Origin of the sequence: Nonomuraea sp. NPDC050643 (assembly GCF_040654715.1) — a bacterium.
Taxonomy (GTDB): domain Bacteria; phylum Actinomycetota; class Actinomycetes; order Streptosporangiales; family Streptosporangiaceae; genus Nonomuraea.
On record NZ_JBFAIM010000010.1, the window covers coordinates 87,665 to 107,857 of the forward strand.

21 protein-coding genes are annotated in these 20,193 nt (G+C 71.3%); 14 read left to right on the top strand and 7 right to left on the bottom strand.

What is annotated here, in order from left to right; all coding sequences use genetic code 11:
- Positions 1–41 precede the first annotated feature (41 nt).
- The 4 genes from AB0I15_RS15195 to AB0I15_RS15210 all read left to right on the top strand — a co-directional run bounded on the left by AB0I15_RS15195 (position 42) and on the right by AB0I15_RS15210 (position 4,220).
- Positions 42–1,670, top strand: coding sequence for an FAD-dependent oxidoreductase (locus tag AB0I15_RS15195; RefSeq protein ID WP_358094993.1), 1,629 nt, complete (start codon positions 42–44; stop codon positions 1,668–1,670).
- A gap of 151 nt (positions 1,671–1,821) precedes the next feature.
- Positions 1,822–2,031, top strand: coding sequence for a hypothetical protein (locus tag AB0I15_RS15200; protein ID WP_358094995.1), 210 nt, complete (start codon positions 1,822–1,824; stop codon positions 2,029–2,031).
- Positions 2,032–2,034: 3 nt separating this feature from the next.
- Positions 2,035–3,285, top strand: a complete 1,251-nt coding sequence (locus AB0I15_RS15205; RefSeq protein WP_358094997.1) for a cytochrome ubiquinol oxidase subunit I — start codon at positions 2,035–2,037, stop codon at positions 3,283–3,285.
- Positions 3,285–4,220 carry a cytochrome d ubiquinol oxidase subunit II gene (locus AB0I15_RS15210; RefSeq protein ID WP_358094998.1) on the top strand — a complete coding sequence of 312 codons (936 nt, stop codon included), beginning with the start codon at positions 3,285–3,287 and terminating at the stop codon, positions 4,218–4,220. The genes AB0I15_RS15205 and AB0I15_RS15210 overlap by 1 nt, the downstream gene beginning before the upstream one ends.
- Before the next feature lie 53 nt (positions 4,221–4,273).
- Here the strand turns inward: AB0I15_RS15210 and AB0I15_RS15215 are convergent, their stop codons facing one another.
- A complete protein-coding gene (locus AB0I15_RS15215; protein WP_358095000.1) occupies positions 4,274–5,587 on the bottom strand; it encodes a carotenoid oxygenase family protein in 1,314 nt (437 codons plus the stop codon).
- 225 nt (positions 5,588–5,812) lie between these two features.
- Here AB0I15_RS15215 and AB0I15_RS15220 point away from each other — a divergent pair, with 225 nt between their 5' ends.
- A complete protein-coding gene (locus AB0I15_RS15220; RefSeq protein WP_358095002.1) occupies positions 5,813–6,580 on the top strand; it encodes an AfsR/SARP family transcriptional regulator in 768 nt (255 codons plus the stop codon).
- A gap of 605 nt (positions 6,581–7,185) precedes the next feature.
- Here AB0I15_RS15220 and AB0I15_RS15225 read toward each other — a convergent pair.
- The gene (locus tag AB0I15_RS15225) at positions 7,186–7,377 is read right to left on the bottom strand and encodes a hypothetical protein (protein WP_358095004.1); all 192 of its coding nucleotides are present in this window, start codon (positions 7,375–7,377) and stop codon (positions 7,186–7,188) included.
- A 186-nt stretch (positions 7,378–7,563) separates the two neighbouring features.
- Here AB0I15_RS15225 and AB0I15_RS15230 point away from each other — a divergent pair, with 186 nt between their 5' ends.
- Positions 7,564–7,998, top strand: coding sequence for a helix-turn-helix transcriptional regulator (locus AB0I15_RS15230; RefSeq protein ID WP_358095006.1), 435 nt, complete (start codon positions 7,564–7,566; stop codon positions 7,996–7,998).
- 2 nt (positions 7,999–8,000) lie between these two features.
- Here the strand turns inward: AB0I15_RS15230 and AB0I15_RS15235 are convergent, their stop codons facing one another.
- The 5 genes from AB0I15_RS15235 to AB0I15_RS15255 are packed head-to-tail and all read right to left on the bottom strand — an operon-like array spanning position 8,001 to position 14,898.
- Positions 8,001–8,954, bottom strand: coding sequence for a DUF6410 domain-containing protein (locus AB0I15_RS15235; RefSeq protein WP_358095008.1), 954 nt, complete (start codon positions 8,952–8,954; stop codon positions 8,001–8,003).
- A 12-nt stretch (positions 8,955–8,966) separates the two neighbouring features.
- On the bottom strand, positions 8,967–11,492 hold the full coding sequence (locus AB0I15_RS15240) for a multicopper oxidase domain-containing protein (protein WP_358095010.1): 2,526 nt from the start codon (positions 11,490–11,492) through the stop codon (positions 8,967–8,969).
- Positions 11,493–11,501: 9 nt separating this feature from the next.
- On the bottom strand, positions 11,502–11,885 hold the full coding sequence (locus AB0I15_RS15245; protein ID WP_358095012.1) for a SchA/CurD-like domain-containing protein: 384 nt from the start codon (positions 11,883–11,885) through the stop codon (positions 11,502–11,504).
- Between the two features lie 20 nt (positions 11,886–11,905).
- Entirely contained in the window at positions 11,906–14,407 is a 2,502-nt protein-coding gene (locus AB0I15_RS15250) for an MFS transporter (protein ID WP_358095014.1), read from the bottom strand.
- A complete protein-coding gene (locus tag AB0I15_RS15255) occupies positions 14,404–14,898 on the bottom strand; it encodes a DUF1772 domain-containing protein (protein WP_358095016.1) in 495 nt (164 codons plus the stop codon). The genes AB0I15_RS15250 and AB0I15_RS15255 overlap by 4 nt, the downstream gene beginning before the upstream one ends.
- A 147-nt stretch (positions 14,899–15,045) precedes the next feature.
- On the opposite strand from AB0I15_RS15255, the gene AB0I15_RS15260 reads away from it, so the two are divergent.
- From AB0I15_RS15260 to AB0I15_RS15295, 8 genes are read left to right on the top strand one after another with little or no spacing between them, the layout of a single operon-like run.
- On the top strand, positions 15,046–15,366 hold the full coding sequence (locus AB0I15_RS15260) for a TcmI family type II polyketide cyclase (RefSeq protein WP_358095018.1): 321 nt from the start codon (positions 15,046–15,048) through the stop codon (positions 15,364–15,366).
- Positions 15,363–15,800: a cupin domain-containing protein gene (locus AB0I15_RS15265; RefSeq protein ID WP_358095019.1), complete on the top strand. Its 438-nt coding sequence runs from the start codon at positions 15,363–15,365 to the stop codon at positions 15,798–15,800. Before AB0I15_RS15260 ends, AB0I15_RS15265 begins: the two co-directional genes overlap by 4 nt.
- On the top strand, positions 15,790–17,058 hold the full coding sequence (locus AB0I15_RS15270) for a beta-ketoacyl-[acyl-carrier-protein] synthase family protein (RefSeq protein WP_358095021.1): 1,269 nt from the start codon (positions 15,790–15,792) through the stop codon (positions 17,056–17,058). Before AB0I15_RS15265 ends, AB0I15_RS15270 begins: the two co-directional genes overlap by 11 nt.
- Positions 17,055–18,266 carry a ketosynthase chain-length factor gene (locus AB0I15_RS15275; RefSeq protein WP_358095022.1) on the top strand — a complete coding sequence of 404 codons (1,212 nt, stop codon included), beginning with the start codon at positions 17,055–17,057 and terminating at the stop codon, positions 18,264–18,266. Before AB0I15_RS15270 ends, AB0I15_RS15275 begins: the two co-directional genes overlap by 4 nt.
- A gap of 13 nt (positions 18,267–18,279) precedes the next feature.
- Positions 18,280–18,537, top strand: coding sequence for an acyl carrier protein (locus AB0I15_RS15280; protein WP_358095024.1), 258 nt, complete (start codon positions 18,280–18,282; stop codon positions 18,535–18,537).
- Positions 18,534–18,989: an SRPBCC family protein gene (locus AB0I15_RS15285; protein WP_358095026.1), complete on the top strand. Its 456-nt coding sequence runs from the start codon at positions 18,534–18,536 to the stop codon at positions 18,987–18,989. Before AB0I15_RS15280 ends, AB0I15_RS15285 begins: the two co-directional genes overlap by 4 nt.
- Positions 18,986–19,453, top strand: coding sequence for a DUF1772 domain-containing protein (locus AB0I15_RS15290; RefSeq protein ID WP_358095028.1), 468 nt, complete (start codon positions 18,986–18,988; stop codon positions 19,451–19,453). The genes AB0I15_RS15285 and AB0I15_RS15290 overlap by 4 nt, the downstream gene beginning before the upstream one ends.
- Complete coding sequence (locus tag AB0I15_RS15295; protein ID WP_358095030.1) at positions 19,453–20,193, top strand: SDR family NAD(P)-dependent oxidoreductase; 741 nt, start codon at positions 19,453–19,455, stop codon at positions 20,191–20,193. Before AB0I15_RS15290 ends, AB0I15_RS15295 begins: the two co-directional genes overlap by 1 nt.

The window sequence follows — 20,193 nt, forward strand, 5'->3', positions numbered from 1 at the left end:
CGTGTCACTGGGCACGTGTCAGTGGGATGGAAGGAGAGCGCATGTCCAAGGAGCAGGTTGACGTTCTCGTCGTGGGAGGCGGGCCTGTGGGCCTGGCCACCGCGGTGTTCCTCGCGCACCGGGGCGTCCGCGCCGTCGTCGTGGAACGCCGCGACGACGTGTCCGACGTACCGCGCGCCACGGGCCTGCACGCCCGGACCATGGAGCTGTTCCGCCAGTACGGCCTCGGCGCCCGCATCGCCGAGCGCGGCATGGAGCTCGTGCCGCCGGGAACGCGCGCGGAGCAGGTGAAGCAGGGCCGGGCCACGGCGCTGCTCGCGCTCGGCACCCGCTCCTTCGCCGAGAGCGCGGCGGGATTCGTCATGGAGTCGCACGACCTGGAGTACGAGCCCATCAGCCCCGCCCGCCCGTACTGGTGCGGCCAGGACCTCTACGAGCGCATCCTGCTCGAGGACGCCCGAGCCCACGGCCAGGACGTCCGGTTCGAGACGGAGCTGACCGAGTTCACCGCCGCCGACGACGGCGTCACCGCGACCATCGAGGACCGGCGCACGGGCGAGCGGAGCACCATCGAGGCCCGCTACCTCGTCGGCGCGGACGGCGTCCGCAGCCGGGTCCGGCAGGGGCTCGGCATCGAGCACGTGAGCAAGGGCCGCTCCGACACCTTCGTCAACATCGTCTTCCGGGCCAAGCTCGAGCTGCCCCCGGGGGCCAAGCAGTTCACCTGGGCGCTGATCCGCAACCCCGAGACGAACGGGATGCTGTTCTACATCTCGCCGGAGCGGTGGATGTACGGCGCCCACTACGACCCGGAGCGCGGCGAGTCGCCCGCGGACTTCACCCCGGAGCGCTGCGTCGAGGTGCTCAGGGCGGCCATGGGCGTGCCCGACCTCGAGCCCGAGCTGGAGTCGGCGATCGGCTGGCAGGCCATGCACATGGTGGCCGACGCGTACAGCAAGGGGCGGGTCTTCCTGGCCGGCGACGCGTGCCACGCGCACCCCCCGGCCGGCGGGCTCGGCGTCAACGCGGGCATCCAGGACGCCTACAACCTGGCCTGGAAGCTGGCCGCCGTGGTCAAGGGCTGGGCCGGGCCGGGGCTGCTGGACTGGTACGAGCGGGAGCGCCGTCCGGTCGGCGCGGCCACCGCCGAGCAGGCCTGGCTGATGCACAACAGGCGGCCCGGCAGCATGACCGACGAGCTGCGGGCCCGGCTGCGCGGCGTGCACGTGATCGCCAACGGCTACCAGTACCCGGTGCCCGGCAACGGATCCGTCGAGGCCATCCCGCGCGAGCTGGAGTTCAGCGGCCGCCCCGGCACCCGGATCCCGCACCTGTGGCTGGAGCGGGACGGCGCGCGCGTGTCCACCCTCGACCTGCTCGGCGACGGCCTGCTCCTGCTGACCGGCGAGCGGGCCGGCGGCTGGTACGACGCGGGCCGCGAGGTCGCCGCCGGCATCCCGATGCCGCTGGAGGTGCTGCGGGTGGGGGTGGACGTCGCCGACCCGGAGGGCCGCTGGGCCGCCGCCCACGGCATCACGCCCGAGGGCGCCGTGCTCATCCGGCCCGACGGCTTCGTGGCCTGGAGAGAGCCCGCCGGCGTGGGCGATCCGCGGCGCGCGCTGGGTGACGCGGTGCGCTCATTGCTCGGGCTTCTCCCCCTTGGGAAGTAGGCGAGCGGCGCGATCCGACCTCGAGTATGACGCGCGCCTTATCCCCGAGTATGAGCGTGACTTATCCCTGAGTATGATCGCGACGCCTGATCGTAGTTGTAGCCTTGGCAGGTGTTAGAACAGGTACGCCTACACGGAAGAGGCGCTATTCATGAGTGAGGACCAGGTCAAGGGATCTGTTGCACCGACGGTGAGGCTCATCGTACTCATCATCGTGGGCATCGTCATCGGCAACGTGGTCGTCTCTCTGCTGATGAATCGGGACACCGGTCTCGGAATCGACGAGCTAATCGCCTTCGGCGGCGGCGCCCTGCTTGGCCTCGTGGTCGAGTTCGGCATTTTTCGGCGGACCGGGCGATGAGGGATGGATGCGCTTGACCTGGCCCGTCTCGAATTCGGCATCACGACCAGCCTGCATTTCCTCTTCGTCGCCCTGACCTTGGGTCTTGTGCCGCTGATCGCCTTCTTACAGACCGTCTGGGTGATCAAAGGCAATCCGCTGCACGAGCGGCTGACCAAGTTCTGGGGCCAGATCTACCTCGTCAACTACGGGCTCGGCATCATCTCCGGATTGCTGCTGGAGTTCCAATTCAGTCTCAACTGGAGCGGGCTCACGCACTTCGCCGGCGAGCTCTTCGGCGCCCCGCTGGCGATGGAGACGCTGTTCGCATTCTTCGTCGAATCGACGTTCCTCGGTCTCTGGATTTTCGGCTGGGGCCGATTGCCGAAGGCGCTGCATCTGGCGACGTTCTACGTCGTCGCCGCCGCGGCGCTGGCCTCCGCGTACCTCATCGTCGTCGCGAACGGATTTCTGCAGAACCCGGTGGGTTTCGTGCGCGACGGCGATGGCCTGCGCATGGTCGACGTCGGCGCGGTTTTCACCAATCCCGCCGCGTTGCTAGCCGTCGGCCATATTCTGCCCGCCGCGCTCATGGTGGGCGGCTTCTTCATGGCCGGCGTGAGCGCCTGGCATTTCCGCCGGGGCACCAGCGAGGTGGGGTTCTTCCGTTATTCCATGCGGCTCGGGCTGACCGTCGGATACATCGCCACGTTCTTCACCATCGGTTTCGGCGACGCGTCGGTGCTGTGGGTGGTGCGCAATCAGCCGACGAAACTCCCCGGCAGCGACGAGGCCACACAGGTGCAGGCCCAGATGGTCGCCGAGCACGGCCCGGGGAACTATCTGGCCTCCGACTGGATTCCCATCATCCTCACGGTGATGCTGTCGGTGGCCTATCTCTATGTGCTGTTCGCGCTCATCCCGATCGTGCTGCTCGGCCAGGGCCGGATCGAGAAGCGCCGGTTCCTGCTCGGGATCGGGGTCTGGACGATACCGCTGCCGTTCGTCACCACGATCCTCGGCTGGGTGGTGCGTGAGATGGGGCGGCAGCCCTGGATCATCTACGACGTGCTGCCCACCGACAAGGCGCTCTCCGACGTGAGCGCCGGCGGCATCCTGGCCTCGCTGGTGATCTTCACGTCGCTGTATCTGGCTCTGGTGGTCGTCGGCTACACGGTGATCGCCCGGGTCGCCCGCAAGGGGCCGGACGCCGTGGTGCTCGGGCGGGTGCTGGGCGACGACTCCGAAGAAGCCGTACTAGCCGGGGAGCGTTGATGGACGTCGTCTGGTTGCTCGTCGTCGGCCTGCTCCTGGCCGGCTGGTTCGGGCTCGATGGGTTCAGCATCGGCGCGGGCATGTTCATGGGCGCGCTGCGGCAGGACCCACCGGCCCGGCGCCGGGTGATCGCGGCCGTCGGGCCGTTCTTCCTGGCCAACGAGGTCTGGCTGATCGCCTTCGCCGGCACGCTGGCCGTGGCCTTCCCCGACACCGAGGCCAGGCTGTTCACCACGCTGTTCCCCACGGTGGTGGTGCTGATCGCGGCCTGGCTCGTCCGTGACATGGGCATGTGGTTCCGGTCGCGGCGGCCCGGGCGCCGGTGGCAGACGCGCTGGGAGGCCATCATGGCGGGCGCCAGCGTGGTGTTCGCCGCGGCGGCCGGTCTCTTCCTGGGCAACGCCGCGCAGAGTCCCGGTGAGGAAGGGATCTTCGTCCTCAATCCGTACGCGTTGCTGAGCGCGCTCGCCGTGGTCGCGCTGTTCCTCCTGCACGGCGCGGCGTTCCTCGCCGCCCGTGCCACGGGTGAACTGCGGGAGCGGGCCAGGCAGGTGGCCGGGCGCGTCGCGCTGCCCGTGGTCGCGCTCCTGGCGCTGCTCATCGCCACGGCGCCGCTCGTGGTGGACGGCGTGACGCCGATCGCCCTGCTCCTCGGAGCCCTCGGTCCCGTCGCCGCCGCGGGGGCCTGGCTCGCCCTCAGGAAAGGCCGTGACGGCCTGACGTTCGTCGCGACGACCGTGGCCACGGTGTCGGTGCCGTTCGCGGCCGGGGCGCTGACGGCCGCGCGGCTGCTGCAGGAGGTCGCCGAGCCCAGCACACTGCAGCGGATCACGATCGTGCTGCTGCCGTCCCTGCCGCTGCTGATCGCGGCTCAGGCGGTGCTGTGGTGGATCCACCGGCACCGCCTGAGTGAGCGTTCGGTGACGTTCTTCTGAGTGACGTCCCCTCTCTGGGAGACGTCACTCAGAGGGACGTCCTTCTGCGAGGGTCACGCGTCGGGCATCCAGTTGCCGTGGAAGCCGAACGGGACCCGCTGCGGGAGCCGGACCCTGGCCACCGGCGGAGCGGTGAAGTCACTGGCGTCCACCACGATCAGGTCGCTGCCGTCGCGGTTGGCGTCGTAGACGACGGAGAGGATCCAGCCGTCCTCCTCCCCGGCTCCCGCAGGGGCGAAGACGGGCTCTCCGGCCGCCTCGCCCGGCCGCATGAAGGACCTCTCCAGACGGCCGGTGCGCAGATCGTGCTTGAGCAGGCCGCCGAACGTCCACTCGCCCGGCTCGATGGGCGTCTGGCTGCAGTAGGCGATGGTGTGCGGCCGGCCGAGGCGCCGGTCGTCCAGGCGCGGGAACTCCTGAGAGTTGTCGTCGAGCCGCTCCTCGCGCACGCGGCCGGTGGTCAGGTCGACGCGCCACCGGTCGAGCGTGGTGGGCAGGGCCTCGCCGATGGTCGCGTGGCGGATCACGTCGACGACGATCTCGTTGCCCTCCTCGTACGCGTTGACGGTGTGGAAGGCGAAGCACGTCTCGACCTCGAACCAGCGCGTCGCGCCGCCCGTCCGGGGCAGCACGCCCACGCGGGTGCCGAACTCCGGCCGCCAGGACAGCGGCAGCTTGCCGGCGCCTTCCTTCAACGGGCCCGGCTCGTAGACGACCGGCCCGTCGATCAGGACGATGTGGTTCTGCGTGATCGCGAAGTCGTGCATCAGGGTCGGTCGGGGGATGTCCACGTCCTGGGACATGGTGAGCTCCCCGTCCCGGTCCGCGATGTGCACCCGCAGGAACGGCGGCCCGGCCGGGTCGTAACCGAAGAAGACCAGCTCCCCGGTCTCCGGGTCGGTCTTGGGGTGCGCGGTCATGGCCGACTTCAGCTTGCCGCCGAAGTCGAAGCGGCCCATCGTGCACAGCGACCGGTCGACCTCGACGGGCAGGCAGACCTCCTCCAGGGCGAGGATGCGCCCCGCGTGGGCGATCACGTTCGTGTTCGCCATGCTGTAGTCGGGCGGCACCAACCGGTCGGGCTGCCCGCCGGGCGGCTGCTCGCCGAGCTCCTCGCTCGCCTGGTCGGTACGCACCCAGCGGTTGCGGTACGAGACCGCCCGCCCTTCGCGCAGCTCGAAGGCGTGGATCATCCCGTCGCCGAGGATCCAGCTCGGGTGCTCGGGGTCCGGCTTGACCGGGTTGGGCCCGTTACGCATGAGGATGCCGTTGAGGTCGGGTGGCAGGGCACCCTCGACGGGCAGATCGATGACGTTCAGCTCATCCTGAACGGGCGCGAACCCGCCGCTGAGAAAACGATTCGGCACGAACCCTCCTGTGGCGCTGTTTGTTTTTAACGAAGAATAATTCCGGGTAATGGAGGGGTGGTCGAGGCCCGCTCGAAAGGGGGATGCACCCTGAGAGGTAGGGGTCCCCCTTTAGCGGATGCGCCTTTCGACGTAGGGGTATCCCTTTATGGGCAGCCACCTTGCTCGTGAATCTTACGGCGCTTACTGTAATTCGTGACATATTCGAATCGCGCTGGAGGAGGCATGTTTCGCTTCAAGGTTCTCGGCCCGCTCGAGGTCTATCGAGACGACTGTGTGAGGACGCCGAGCGCTCCGAAATTACGCCGCGTTTTGGGCCTGCTGCTGCTTCGTGCCGACAGTGTCGTTGATATGCAGTCGGTGATTGACGAGCTCTGGGGTGACCGCCCGCCGATGAGTGCGGTCACCACCACGCAGACCTACATCTATCAACTCCGTAAGGAGCTCAACCGTGACCGCCAGCGACTGATCACCAAGCCTCCCGGCTATCTTCTGCGGCTGGGTGAGGATGAGTTCGACGCCCTGACATGTGAGCAACTGATCGACCAGGGCAACCGGTTGCTGGAGAAGGACCGGCCGAACGAGGCCTCGGACGTGCTGGGCGAGGCCCTGGCCCTGTGGAAGGGGCCGCCGCTGGCCAACACGCCCTGCGGCGTCCTGCTGCAGGCACACGCCGTTCACCTCGAAGAACTGCGCATTCGCGCGCTGGGCACCCGCATCGAAGCGGACATGCGGCTGGGCCGGGCGCGCACGCTCATCGCCGAACTCCGATCTCTCGTCGTGCTCCATCCGCTCAACGAGTGGTTCCACGCCCGGCTCATCGAGGCGCTCTACCGCGCCGGCCGCCGGGGCGAGGCGCTGCAGGCGTTCCAGAGCATGCGGATGACGCTCCGTGACGAACTCGGCCTGGAGCCGGCCGAGCCACTGCGACGGCTCCAGCGCTCGATCCTCGACGGCGCCGACCCGCCGCCACTGGCCGCCTGCGGAGCGTGACGGCGGCGAACCGCGAGAGTGGGTCCTGGGGCTGAAGAAAAAGTTGGAGTCTGAGTTAATTCATCAAGGCGTAAATCGGGTGCTCCCGCATGGAGAACTGCAGTGGTTGCCTGGACACCACCCGTGGGGCGACATAGCATCACTGAGAAAATGAGCGCAATATGTTAAGCCAGCTCGACGGAACAATGCTTAGACCCTGCGGATCCGGGAAAGGTAGTGCCTTTCCGGGTAATCGAGCAGGTCTCATGCATGACCGACGCACCAGCGCCGGTCGGGAAGGCACAACCGTGCTCACCGTAGTCCCTGACTCCGACCTCTATGGCCGCGCCGCGGCCCCCCTTCCACCTCCATCGTCAAACCAGAGAATTGCCCGCTCGATGCCCGCCGCGGCACATCGGGCCGACGCCGGAAGCGCCCTGTTCGCCTACGGGAGTGACGAGCATGGCGGCCGTCCGGCCATCGGCACGGGCCGGCGACGCCTTTCCCAGGGGCTCCCGCACGAGCCTCTGGCCACCATCGACGTGCCACCGCGCACGGACGGAAGCACAGAGCTCATCACCCGGACCTACGGCTGCCGCGAATCGAGCGGGCCGTGGTCCTCCCTGTCATGCGATTGCGCCTGGCGCGGCCCGCGCGCCCCGGTGCTCGCCGCTGGCAACGATGCGCTCCGCTTCCGCTCCGCGCCCGCCGAGGTGCTCCCGGCGATCCTGACCCGGCGCTGCCGGGCTCACCTGACCGAGCCGGTCCCAGCCAGCCGGCGCGCCGCAGACGGCGCCCGCCTGGTCGCGCTCGTTCACGCCGGAGCCACCCGCACAGAGGGCCGGCCTGCCGAACGTCACGACGAATCATCCGTGCTCGCAGCCGCCTAGAAACGCACGATCCGCAGGTCTTTACTCTGACTCCCCTCCGACCTGTGCACGGCATTCCTCACGAGATGTGATCAAGTCTGCACACCGCGGTCAGAGGCCTGGCGAGGAATCCCTATGAAGCAGAAGGTAAACGACGACACTGTCCTGGTTCTCGGCGGAGACGAACGCACACGGGAGGCAATAGCGGAGATCATCACCTTCGAGAATGAGTTTTCGACGACGGTGCACGCGCTCCGCCAGGCCGCGCCGCGTTCCACGGTCATCATCGTGGGCGTCGGCGCGCTGGCCTACGAGAGCGCGGATCCGGTCCGCGGCACACCGCCGAACGCGCTCTCACGGCGCGAGCGGGAGGTGCTGTCGCTGGTGGCGGAGGCACTGAGCAACGCGCAGGTGGCCAGCCGTATGGGGATCACCGAGGGGACGGTCAAACGTCACCTGCGCAACATCTTCACCAAACTGGGAGCCGTCTCCCGCATGGACGCCGTGATCAAGGGCGGAGCGGTGGTCAACCGATCGTCGCCGCCGCGGGGCCATGGCCGTCTGAGGTGAGGCTACTGTGACAGCCTGGACGGTTCGGCGTTCTTCCCCGCCGCGCGACCCCCGAACAACCTCCGCGACAGCGCGGCCGCGCCGACGCCCAGGCCGATGAGTGTGATCAGGCCCCACAGGACGCCCTGAGGGCCACCACCCTGCTCCGACAGGAGGACGAACGCGGGCGTGAGCAGCAGAGCCACGCCCGCGGCCGTCCCCTGGACACGATCGAAGCGCCGCGTCCGGCCGCGCGGGGCCTCGTCTCCGTCCTCAGCCCCCAGCCCTTCGGGGACCGCCCGGGTCCGCGGGCGCAGGGCCGCGTATCCGAAGAGGGCCGCCGGGATCAGGAGCGCCAGCGCGGCGGCCCCGGGCAGCCGCTCCGCGAACGCCGCGAACGCCGGGACGTAGGAGGCGAACAGCGGGACCAGCCAGTAGGCCGTGAACACGAGCACGGAGATCGCCGCCGACACCGCGGCGGCCACGGCCGCCCCCACGCCCCCCGGCCGCTCGTGGCAGGCCCGCTCCAGCAGGTCGACGGTGTTGAACGGGCTGTAGGTCGGACACCGCCGCCGCCAGACGAGCACCGGGATCGCGGCCACCTCAAGGCCCCCGTAGCCGCTGACCGCGTTGACGATGAGCGAGATCGACTGATAGCCGGCGGCGCCGTTGAAGAACGCCGAACCGCCCGGATCGGCCCCGTACGCCAGCAGGGGCAGGAGCAGCAGCGCGCTCGTCACCCACGGGCTCACCCGGCCGATGACCCGGGACATGAGCAGGCGCCACAGCACCGTGTAGGCCGCCGCCAGCAGCACGGCGAACGCCGCCACCAGGCCGATCTCCGCCGCGGACGCCCCGGCCAGGCGATGCCCGAGCAGCCCGAGGCCGGCCAGGCCGGCGAGCAGCCGGAACAGCCGGCCCGCCGCTCGTGTGTCACGCCCGATGATGAACACGGGGAACGTCTCCGTCGCCGTCACCGCTGACCTCCGTCATAGGGGGTGGTTGGAGGTGGAGCCCCCGGTTTTGTAGGGGGACTCCACGTTGTCGTACATGAGGTGCATCATCTGCCCGGCGCGCGCGTGCAGCAGGTTGTGGCAGTGGTCCATCCACGCGCCGGGGTTGTCGGCGCGGAAGCCGACCTCCCAGATCTCCCCCTGCTGGACGTCGACGGTGTCGCGCCAGATCGGGCTGCCCGACAGCGGCCGGCCGTTCCTGGTGAGCAGGAGCATGCGGTGGCCGTGCACGTGCATCGGATGGTCCAGGCGGCTGCGGTTGGCGAACCGCAGTCTGATCAGCTCGCCCTCGCGCACCACGGGGGTCGGGATGTCCGGGTACACGTGCCCGTTGATCATCCACAGCAGCGTGAAGGAGCCGTCGTAGAAGCCGGGCCGGTTGTCGAACTTGAAGCTGAACGTACGGTCGAAGCGGCTCGTGTGGTCGAACGGGGTGGCGGCGGGGGTGCCGTACCGGCTGATGTCGAACTCGGGCGAGCTCCACGTCGTCGGCGTCACCTCTCCGCCGCCGTCGGGGCTCATCAGCAGGCCGGAGTCCAGCGCGTACGCCTCCGTGAGCCGGACCGGGCCGTCGGGCATCGTGAACTCGATGTCGTACCGGCCGCCCGCGCCCAGCATGAGACGGACGCCGGACAGCGCGGAGGGGCCGTTGATCGGATTTCCGTCCACTGCGGTAATCATGAACGAGGTTCCGTCGATCGTGAAGAATCGCGGGGTCGGCGAGGTGATGACGACGCGCAGCCGTACCTTGCGGCCGGCCGGGACGGCCAGGCGTTCGAGCCGGTCCGCGAGCCCGAACGCGCGACGGTCGCGGCCCTGCGACTGCCACGTGTGCATCATCACGGTCCGCTCCGTCACGTCCTCCCGTTCGGGAGCACCGGCCGGCTCGATGATCAGCGGCCCGAAGAGGCCACGGCCGACCTGTTCGGAGGCGCTCTGGTGGGAGTGGTACCAGTGGGTGCCGATGTCACCGGGCTTGATCCGGAACCGGTACGTGAACCGCCCGCCCGGCGGCACCGCGTCCTGCGTGACCCCGGGGACGCCGTCGGCCGCGTTCGGCACGTCGACGCCGTGCCAGTGCACGCTCACCTCGGCCGCGCTCAGCCGGTTCACGACCGTGATCTCGACCAGGTCGCCCTCGCGCACCCGGAGCTCCGGGCCCGGCACGCTGCCGTTGAACGCCCACGCCTCCACGACCGCGCCCGAGGCCAGCCGGACCCGCTGCTCGCGCGCCACCAGGGTGAAGCGGCGGTCGGGCGGGCCGGTGTCCGGCTCGGTCAGCTCGGTCACGCTCACCGGGTCCTCGGCGGGCGTGGCGGAACCCGGCGCGTTCCCGAACAGCGGCGAGTGCGCCGAGCCGTGCGCGGTGGGCAGGCCGGGGCCGTGCATGGTCATGACCGGCGGATGCTCACTGGCCTCCGCCGACAACCGCGCACACCCGCCGACCACGGCCACGACCAGCGCCGCGGCCAGCGCGCGACGCCCCCACCTGGGCCTGACCGGGCCCGTACGGGCGCGCCGCCCCAGCCGGTTCCACAGCAGGGCGCTGGTGAGGCCGTGGGCGGTGAAGACGATCAGGGCCTCGCCCGTGAACGGCGGGGAGATCGGCCACAGGAACGCGAGCACGAACCCGGCCACCGCCCCCACCGCCGTCACCTGCACGGGCCACACCATCTTCGGCTCCCGCGACGGCCAGGCTCTTGCCGGGAACGTCCCGGCCGGCGGAGCCTTCGGCGCAAGACCTCCGTCCGGCAGAGCCCCGGCCTCAGGACGCGAGGCTTCGGGATGCGAGGCTTCTGGGAGCGGGGCCTCTGGTGGTGGGGACGGGGAGCGCCGGGAGCTGAGCCGCCACAGGCGGGGCACCGTCCAGCAGGCCACCGCGACGGCCGGGAGCAGCACCAGCGGCGCGGCCACCACCACCCGGTCGGCGCCGAACTCCCAGCCGAAGCCGGCGAGCAGGGCGCCGATGACCGTGCGCGCCACGAGCAGCAGGGTGCCGGCGGCGAGCACCCCCAGCAGGATCCGCGCCCGAATCCGCACCCGCCGCCCCGGATCCCGACCGGCACGTCCGCCCGCAGGCTTGCCGCCCACGGCACCCCGACCGGCCTCCCCGGCCGAAACCCCGCCAACCCCCGGCCCGGCCGCGCCACTACGAGCCGGACCTTCGCCGGCCGCGTCGCGACGAGCCGGATGCCCGCTGGTCGGACTCCCGTCGGCCGCGTCACCGCGAGCCGGATGCCCGCCGGTCGGGTCGCCGCCGGTTGTGCCGCCGTTCCCTGGGTCGCCGTCGGCCGGAGAGCCGAGCGTTGGTGCGTCGTGGGCCGGGCGTTCGTCCGGGGTTTCGCGGGCCGGTGGGTCGTCGATGGGGTCGGCCCAGGGGGCAGGGGTGGGGTGGGGGAAGCGGGAGGCGGCGCGGGCCGCCCACCACCACGCCAGCAGCGCCGCCAGCGACAACACCACGTCGATGTTGAGCAGCCCCTCGAAAAGATCCGCCCGGTACATGGACGACCCCTACGCGCCCGCGCCCGGATAGTTCTCCGGCGTGAGCTGCGCGATCGACCTCATGATCGAGTTCGCGAAGTGCCGCCGGAACCCCTCGGGCGTCTTCGTGTCACGGTGCTCGGCGAGGTAGGGCGCCAGCTTCTCCTCCAGGTCGTGCACGCCTCCCTGCGTGGCCATGTGCCGCCCGACCTCGATGATGGAGCCCTCGTAGTGGATGACCCTGACCATGAACTCGTCCTTGATGAAGACGGCGCTGCCGAGCAGCTCGCCGACCTTCTCACCCGCGGCGTCGCGGATGACCGGCGTGCTCACGCGCCGGAAGCCGGCGAAGATCTTCTCGATCTCGTCCTCGTGTCCGGGCTTGACCTTGTAGGTGATGGCCGCGTACGGCATGGGTCCCTCCTTGGGAGCCGTCATGGACGCCGATCGAGCGGATGCCCTTCGGCGCTGATCCGGTGGAAAGCCGCGTCGACCGCCTCGCGGTCGCGGGAGTCGTCGCCCGAGCGGGCCGGGAGCAGCCCGATGACCGCGCTTCTCCCGGAGACGACCGCGGGGTGACGGCGGGCCAGGGCGCACAGGCCCTGCCCGGGGCCGGCCTCGACCAGCAGGAAGTCGCCGTCCTCCAGCATCAGGTCGAGCGCGGTCCGGAACAGGACCGGCTCGGCGGGCTGCCCCGCCCAGAACTCGGGGGCGAGGACGTCGGCGTCCGGCAGGCGGCCGGGCCGGTAGGCGGAGTAGAGGGGGAGTTCGGGCGGGCGCAGCTCGGTCGCGTGCCAGGCGGGGACCGAGGCCGCGGCGTGCGCCGACAGGGCCGGGCTGTGGAACGCCTGCAGCGCGCGCGTCGGCCGGCACGTGAAACCGTCGGCGACCAGGCGCTCCCTGACCTCGCCGAGCGGTCCCGACGGTCCGGCGAGCAGGGTCTGCCGCGGCCCGTTCACCGCCCCGACGACGACCTGGCCGTTCAGGTAGGGGGCGAGGTCGCCGGGGGAGCCGGCCACGGCGAGCATCCCGCCGGGCGGGCTGTCCTTGATCTGCTCGACGCGGTCGCGCATCAGGCGCAGGCCCTCCTCGAAGGAGAACACGCCCGCGAGCGTGGCGGCGGCCATCTCGCCCACGCTGTGGCCGAGCAGCGCGGCCGGGCGCACCCCCCGGTGCATGACCATCCGGCCCAGCGCGCAGTTGACCGCGTACAGGAGGGGCTGGGCCCGGGTGACGTCGTCGAAGAGGTCGGAGGGCCGCTCCCGCAGCCACTCCTCGCGCAGCCGGTCGCCCTCGGGGCCCATCAGGGCGAAGGCCGTGTCCATGGTGGCGGTGAAGACGGGCTCGTGACCGTACAGTCCGGCGCCCATCCGCGCGGCCTGCGCGCCCTGGCCGGGGAACAGGAGCGCCACCGGTCGGGTGACGGGTTCGGTGAGTTCGGCGGGTTCGGCTGAGCGTGGCAGCATGAAGATCAGTCCCAGGATGATCAGGCAGAGGACGACGTCCAGCAGGACCGTGATGGAGAACGCCCGTACGTACGCCGCGCGCCCCGCCGACACCGGATCCCCGAGCAGCGCGTAGAAGAACGCGCCCGCCACGGCGACCCCGACGGCCCCGCCGATCTGGCGGAAGGTGGTGAACATGCCGGCCGCGCCGCCCGCCTCACCGGCCGGCACCGAGCTCATGACCAGGTCGAGCGCGGGCGTGGCGACGAGGCTCGTGCCGATCCCGGCCGCGGCCAGGGCCAGCGCCAACGGCACCGACGTGGCCCCGGCGACCGGTACGGCCCCCGCCAGGGCGGGCACCCCCTCGCCCATCGGCAGCGCCCACGCGAAGGCGGGCATCCCCTCCGCCATCGGCACGGCCCAGGCGAAGGCCCCCATTCCCAGCGTCATCAGCACGGCCCCGGCGAGCAGCGCCCGCCGCCCGAACCGCCGCGTCAGGCGGCTGGTGAGCGCCGCGCCCACCGCCGTGCCGATCGCCCACGGCGTGATGGCCTGGCCGAGGCGCGGCCCGTCGTAGGCCAGGCCGTCCTGCAAGAGGATCACGAAGAGCAGGAAGAACGCGCCGAGCAGGACGGAGACGAGCACGGTGACGCTCAGCCCGGCGGTGAAGACCGGCAGCCGGAAGAGCCCGAGCGACACCAGCGGCTGCCCGCCGCCCCGCTCCACCCGCCTCTCGTGCCGGACGAAGATCACCAGGGGGACCGCGGCGAGCGGCAGCAGTGCCCAGGCCCACGACGTCCCCGAGGTGAGCGGGTAGACCAGCAGCAGCACGCCCACCCCGGCGAGCAGCGTCCCCCTCACGTCGATCCCGGGCCTGCCCGGTCTCGCGGCGGGGCCCGGCAGGCACCATGCGCCGACGGCCAGGGCCGCCAGGCCGACCGGCACCTCGATGAGGAAGACGATCCGCCAGCCGAGGGCCGAGTGGGTGAGGAAGCCCCCGGCCAGCGGGCCGCACGCGGTGGCCAGGCAGGCGACGAGCGCGTACATGGCGAAGGCGCGTCCCCGCCGCGCGGCGGGCAGGAGGAACCGGATGGCGGTCAGGACCTGCGGCGTCATGAGCGCCGCCCCCATGCCCTGCGCGCCGCGGGCGACGAGCAGCGACGGCAGGTCCCAGGACGCCGCGGCGAGCAGGGACGCGGCGGCGAACCCGCCGACGCCCAGCAGGAACACCCGCCGGATCCCCCACAGGTCCGCGAGCCGTCCCCCGGCCACGACCAGCAGGGCGAACGGCAGCGTGTAGGCGAGGATGACGAGCTGGGTGGCGGAGTGGGCCGACTCCAGGTCCTGCCGGATCGCCGGCGCGATCACGGGGATCACGCTGACCTCGAAGAACCCGAGAAACCCGATCGGCAGCACGGCCGCCATGACCAGCCGCCGCACACGACCGCCAGGGCCGTCACCAGGGCTGCCGCCGGAACCGCCGCCGCTCATGCCGTCACCAGGGCCGCGGCCGCCGCGTTGACGGTCAGCGCCGCCAGGGCCAGCGCCGTCCGCAGCAGGTGCCAGTTCTGCCACAAAGGACGGGGATCGTCCCAGTCGCCCGGGATCGCCGCCGGATCGATCGCCTGGATACGCCGGTTGATCGGCACGTTCGCCAGGTGGGAGACCCCCTGCGTGCCGAGCATCAGCACGAACCCGGCGGCGAACAGGTACCGGGCCGGGGCGGGCGTCAGGAAGACCAGCCCCAGGCAGGCGACCATGCCGCCGTTGACCATCAGCGGCATCGTCGGGTGGTAGCCCTTGCCGAGCCGCCGGTGCATGTCGATGTAGCGGTCGGCGGGCAGCGCGCGCAGGGCGGGCAGCACGCTGAGGGCGATCGCGACGAAGACGCCGGCGGTGATGCCGCTGCCGACGATCGCGACGACCTCCAGGAACGCGGTGAGCATCGAGCCGCCACCCTCCCCTTCGCGGTACGTGGACAAGTCGAAACGGTGCAGGCAGGCGTTCGAGAGCGGGTGGGGCGCTGCTGGAACCCGGATCTCCAGCGCTGCTGGACAGCCGTCCGAGGAGCGGGTGCGAGCGTGCTGTCCGTCGGCCCGGGAGGCACGGGCCGCGGAGAGGGAGGGACCGTGCACCGTGCATTGATCGTCGCGCGCATGGACCCGGGCGACACCGAACAGGTCGCGCGGGTCTGGACGGAGTCGGACGCCACCGAGCTGCCGCACATGATCGGCGTCGACCGGCGGACCCTCTTCCGCTTCCACGGGCTGTACTTCCAGCTCATCGAGGCGGAGCAGGACATCACCGAGAACCTCTACCGCGCCCGCAGCCACCCGCTCTACCAGGACATCCACCACAAGCTGGCGGAGTACATGACGCCGTACGACCCCAACTGGCGCGAGCCGAAGGACGCCATGGCCGAGATCTTCTACACCTGGACGCGAGCATGAAGGTCACCTGGGACGACGTCACGCCGAACCGGCGCCGAGGTGGTGACGTCCGGGTGCTGCTCAGCCCCCGGACCGTCGACGCGGCCTCGGGCTTCGGCGGCGCGCTCACCCTCGAACCCGGTGAGTACATCTGCGAGCACTACCACCCCTACTCGGAGGAGTTCATCCACGTCGTACGCGGCTCGCTCGTCATGCGGGTCGACGGCGCACCCGAGCGGCTCGGCCCCGGGGACGCGCTGATGGTGCCCATCGGCGTACGGCACCGCATGGAGAACGACGGCGGCGAGCAGGCGTACGTGATCTTCCATCTGAGCCCCCTGGCTCCGCGACCCGAGCTGGGCCACGTGGACCTGGAGACGCTTCCGGGCGCGCAGGACCAGCCGCACCTGCCGGTGGGCGCCCCCGGAGAAGGGCGGGCGAACGGTGGCCGGTAACGCCGACGGGCGCACCGTCGTGGTGACGGGCATCGGGGTCGTGGCCCCGGGCGGCCTCGGCCGCGAGGCGTTCTGGGAGCGCATCACCTCGGGGGTCCCGGCGACCCGGCGGATCACGTTCTTCGATCCCGAGGGGTTCCGCTGCCAGGTCGCGGCCGAATGCGACTTCGACCCGCGCGCGGCGGGGCTGACGCCCCAGGAGATCCGCAGGATGGACCGCGCGGCGCAGCTCGCCGTCGTCGCCGCCCGCGAGGCGATCGACGACGCGGGCGGCCCCGGGCTGACCCCGGAACGCACGGCGGTCACGGTGGGCAACGCCGTCGGCTGCACGATGGGCCTGGAACGGGAGTACACGGTGGTGAGCGACGGCGGCCGCAAGTGGGTCGTCGACCACGACTACGCCGTCCCGGAGCTCTACGACTACTTCGCCCCGAGCTCCCTGGCCCGCGAGGTCGCCTGGGACTGCGCCGCCGAGGGACCCGTCTCCGTGGTGTCATCCGGCTGCACCTCCGGCATCGACGCGCTCGGCTACGCCGTCGGCCTGATCGAGGAGGGCTCGGCGGACGTGGTCGTGGCCGGCGCCACCGACGCGCCGCTGTCGCCGATCACCGTGGCCTGCTTCGACGCGATCAAGGCCACCTCCACGATCAACGACCGGCCGCAGGAGGCGTGCCGGCCCTTCGACGCCGACCGCAGAGGGCTCGTCCTGGGGGAGGGGGCGGCGATGTTCGTGCTGGAGACGCTGGAGAGCGCCCGCCGCCGCGGCGCGCGGATCTACTGCTCGATCCCCGGGTACGCGACCCGCGCCAACGGCTTCCACATGACCGGGCTCAAACCGGACGGCCGGGAGATGGCCGAGGCCATCAGGATCGCCCTGGACCGCGCCCGCCTGGGCGGCGACCGGGTCGACTACGTCAACGCGCACGGCTCGGGCACCAAGCAGAACGACCGCCACGAGACGGCGGCGGTCAAGCACGCCCTCGGCCCCCGGGCCTACGACGTGCCGATGAGCTCGATCAAGTCCATGGTCGGCCACTCGCTCGGCGCCATCGGCGCCATCGAGGCGGCGGCCTGCGCGCTGGCCATCGACAGGAACGTCGTCCCGCCCACGGCCAACCTGCACACGAAGGATCCCGAGTGCGATCTGGACTACGTGCCGTTGACCGCGCGTGAGCACCGGACGGACGTGGCGCTCTCGGTCGGCAGCGGGTTCGGCGGCTTCCAGAGCGCCATCGTGTTCGCCGGGGCGGCGTCATGAGCGCCGTCGTCACCGGCCTCGGGGTCGTCGCGCCGAACGGCATGGGCGCGGAGGAGTACTGGTCGGCCGTCTGCGACGGCAAGAGCGGCATCGACAGGATCCGGCGCTTCGACTGCACCGGCTACCCGGTGACGCTGGCGGGTGAGCTGGGCTCGTTCGACGCCGCCGAGCACGTGCCGGGGCGGCTGCGGCCGGAGACCTCGATGATGAGCCACATCGCGTTCGCTGCCGCCGAGCTGGCGCTGGCCGACGCCGTGCTCGATCCGGCGGACCTGCCCGAGTACGAGCGGGGCGTCATCACCGCCAACGCCACCGGCGGCGTCGAGTTCGGGCAGCGCGAGCTGCAGAACCTGTGGAGCCAGGGGCCGAGCCACGTCAGCGCGTACATGTCGATCGCCTGGTTCTTCGCCGCGACGACGGGTCAGCTCTCGATCCGGCACAAGCTGCGCGGCCACTGCGGGGTGGTCGTGTCCGAGCAGGCCGGCGGCCTGGACGCGCTCGGCCACGCCCGGCGCGCGCTGCGCGCCGACCACCGCATGGTCCTGGCGGGCGGCACCGAGTCGGCGCTGTCGCCGGCGGGTGTGGTCGCGCAGATCCCCACCAGGAACCTGAGCACGCGTACCGACCCGAACCGGGCCTACCTGCCCTTCGACGCGGACGCCAACGGCTACGTCGGCGGCGAGGGCGGCGCGATCCTCGTCGTCGAGGAGGGGACCGCGGCGCGCGAGCGCGGAGCGCCCACCATCTACGGCGAGCTCGCCGGGTACGCCGCCACCTTCGACCCGCGTCCCGGCACCGGCCGGCCGCCCGCGCTGGAACAGGCGGTGCGCAAGGCGCTCGCCGACGCGGGCACCGACCCCCGCGACGTGGACGTGGTCTTCGCCGACGCGTACGGCGTGCCCGACCTCGACCTCATCGAGGCGGAGACGATCTCCAAGGTCTTCGGGCCCTACGGGGTGCCCGTCACCGCGCCGAAGACGATGACCGGGCGGATCTACGCGGGCGCGGGCGCGCTCGACGTGGCCGCCGCGCTGCTGTCCATCAGGGACGGGCTGATCCCGCCGACCGTGAACGTCACCCGTCTCGCGGCCGGCTGTGCCATCGACCTCGTCCGCGAGGGCCCGCGGCCGTCACGGGTGCGTACCGCGCTCGTGCTGGCCCGCGGCCACGGAGGGTTCAACGCGGCGCTCGTCGTGCGCGCCGCCTGAGAGAGGAGAGGCAATGCCGGAGTTCACCGCCGACGACCTGCGCGGAGTGATCCGCGCCACGGTCGGCGTCGACGACTCGGTCGACCTGGACGGCGACATCGCGGATGTGCCGTTCGGGGAGCTCGGGTACGACTCGCTCGCCGTGCTGGAGATCGCGAACAAGATCGAGAAGGAGTACGGCGTGGCCATCCCCGACGACCTGATCGTCGAACTGGAGACCCCCAGCAAGCTCCTCGGCTACGTCAACAAGGCCGGGGCGGTGCGGTCATGAGCGGGCGCACCGAGGCGGCCGTTGTGATCGTCGCGCCGATGGACCTGGTCTGGGACATGACGAACGACCTGGAGTCATGGCCGGAGCTGTTCACCGAGTACGCCAAGGTGGAGATCCTCGGCCACGAGGGCGAGACCGTCCGCTTCCGCCTGACCATGCACCCCGACGAGAACGGCAGCGTGCACGCCTGGGTGTCCGAGCGCACGCCGGACCCCAAGTCGCGTACGGTCCGCGCCCGCAGGGTGGAGTCGCACGCCTTCGACTACATGAACATCTTCTGGAGCTACGAGGAGCGCCACGGCGGCGTGGAGATGCGCTGGGTGCAGGAGTTCCACGTCAACGAGGCGATGTCGTACGGCGACGAGGAGATGGCCGCCCACCTGCGGAAGAACACCGCGATCCAGATGGCCCACATCAAGCAGCGGATCGAGGAGGCCGCCGGGCGGCGATGACCTGGCTGCTCCTACCCCTGGCGCTGGCCGGCGGCGGGCTCGCCGCCGGCGGGCTGATGATCGCCTCACTGGGCGGCGCCCCGCTGCTGGAGAGGCTGCCGCGGGAGCAGTACATCCCGGTGCACCAGTTCCTGGTGACCCGCTTCGATCCCTTCATGCCGATCTGCATGGTCATCGCGACGGTGTGCGACCTGGTGCTCGTGTTCACCGCTCCCGGGGTGGCCAGGATCCCGCTGCTCGTGGCGCTGACCGCGCTGGCCGGAGCGATCTACGTGTCGCTCGGCAAGAACGTACCGATCAACCGTTTCGTGGCAGGGCTCGATCCGCAGGCCCCGCCGGAGAACTGGGCGGCGGTGGACCCGAGGGTCCGCTGGCGCAACTGGAACCTGCTGCGCACCGTGTTCGCCGTGACCGCGCTGGCCGGCAACGCCGTGGCCGCCGCCGTCGTCCTCGGAGGAGTCTGATGGAGTCGCAACTGAGTGGAAAGAACGCCCTCGTCACCGGAGGGACGCGGGGCATCGGCCGGGCCATCGCCCTGGGCCTGGCCCGCGCCGGGGCGAACGTGGTCACCTGCCACGTCTCCGGCGGGGAGCCCGCCGCCGACCTCGCGCGGGAGCTGAAGGGCATCCCCGGCGAGCACCGCGTGGTCCGGGCCGACGTCCGCCGCCCCGACGACGTCGCGGCGCTCATCGGTGAGGTCGGCGGCGGCCTGGACGTGCTCGTCCACAACGCCGGCGTGATCAGCCACCTGTCGGTCGAGGACCTCGGGCCGGACGAGTGGCACCGCATCGTGGACACCAACCTCACCGGCGCCTACCAGCTCGTACGCGCCGCGCTGCCGCACCTGTCCGAGGGCTCGTCCGTCATCGGCCTCGGCTCCCGGGTGGCCTCCGTCGGCCTGGCCCAGCGCACCCACTACACCGCGGCCAAGTCCGGCCTGGTCGGCTTCTTCCGGTCGCTGGCCAAGGAGCTCGGCCCCCGCGGCATCCGCGTCAACGTCGTCGAGCCGGGCGTGATCGAGACCGAGGCCGCCGCCCGCCTGAGCGAGGCCGAGTACGCCGCGCTCCAGGCCCGCTATCGCGCGCTGACCTCGCTCGGCCGCCTCGGCACCCCCGACGAGGTCGCCGACGTGGTGTTGTTCCTGGCCGGGCCCCAGTCGCGCTACGTGACCGGCACCTCGATCCGGGTCGACGGAGGGATCTGA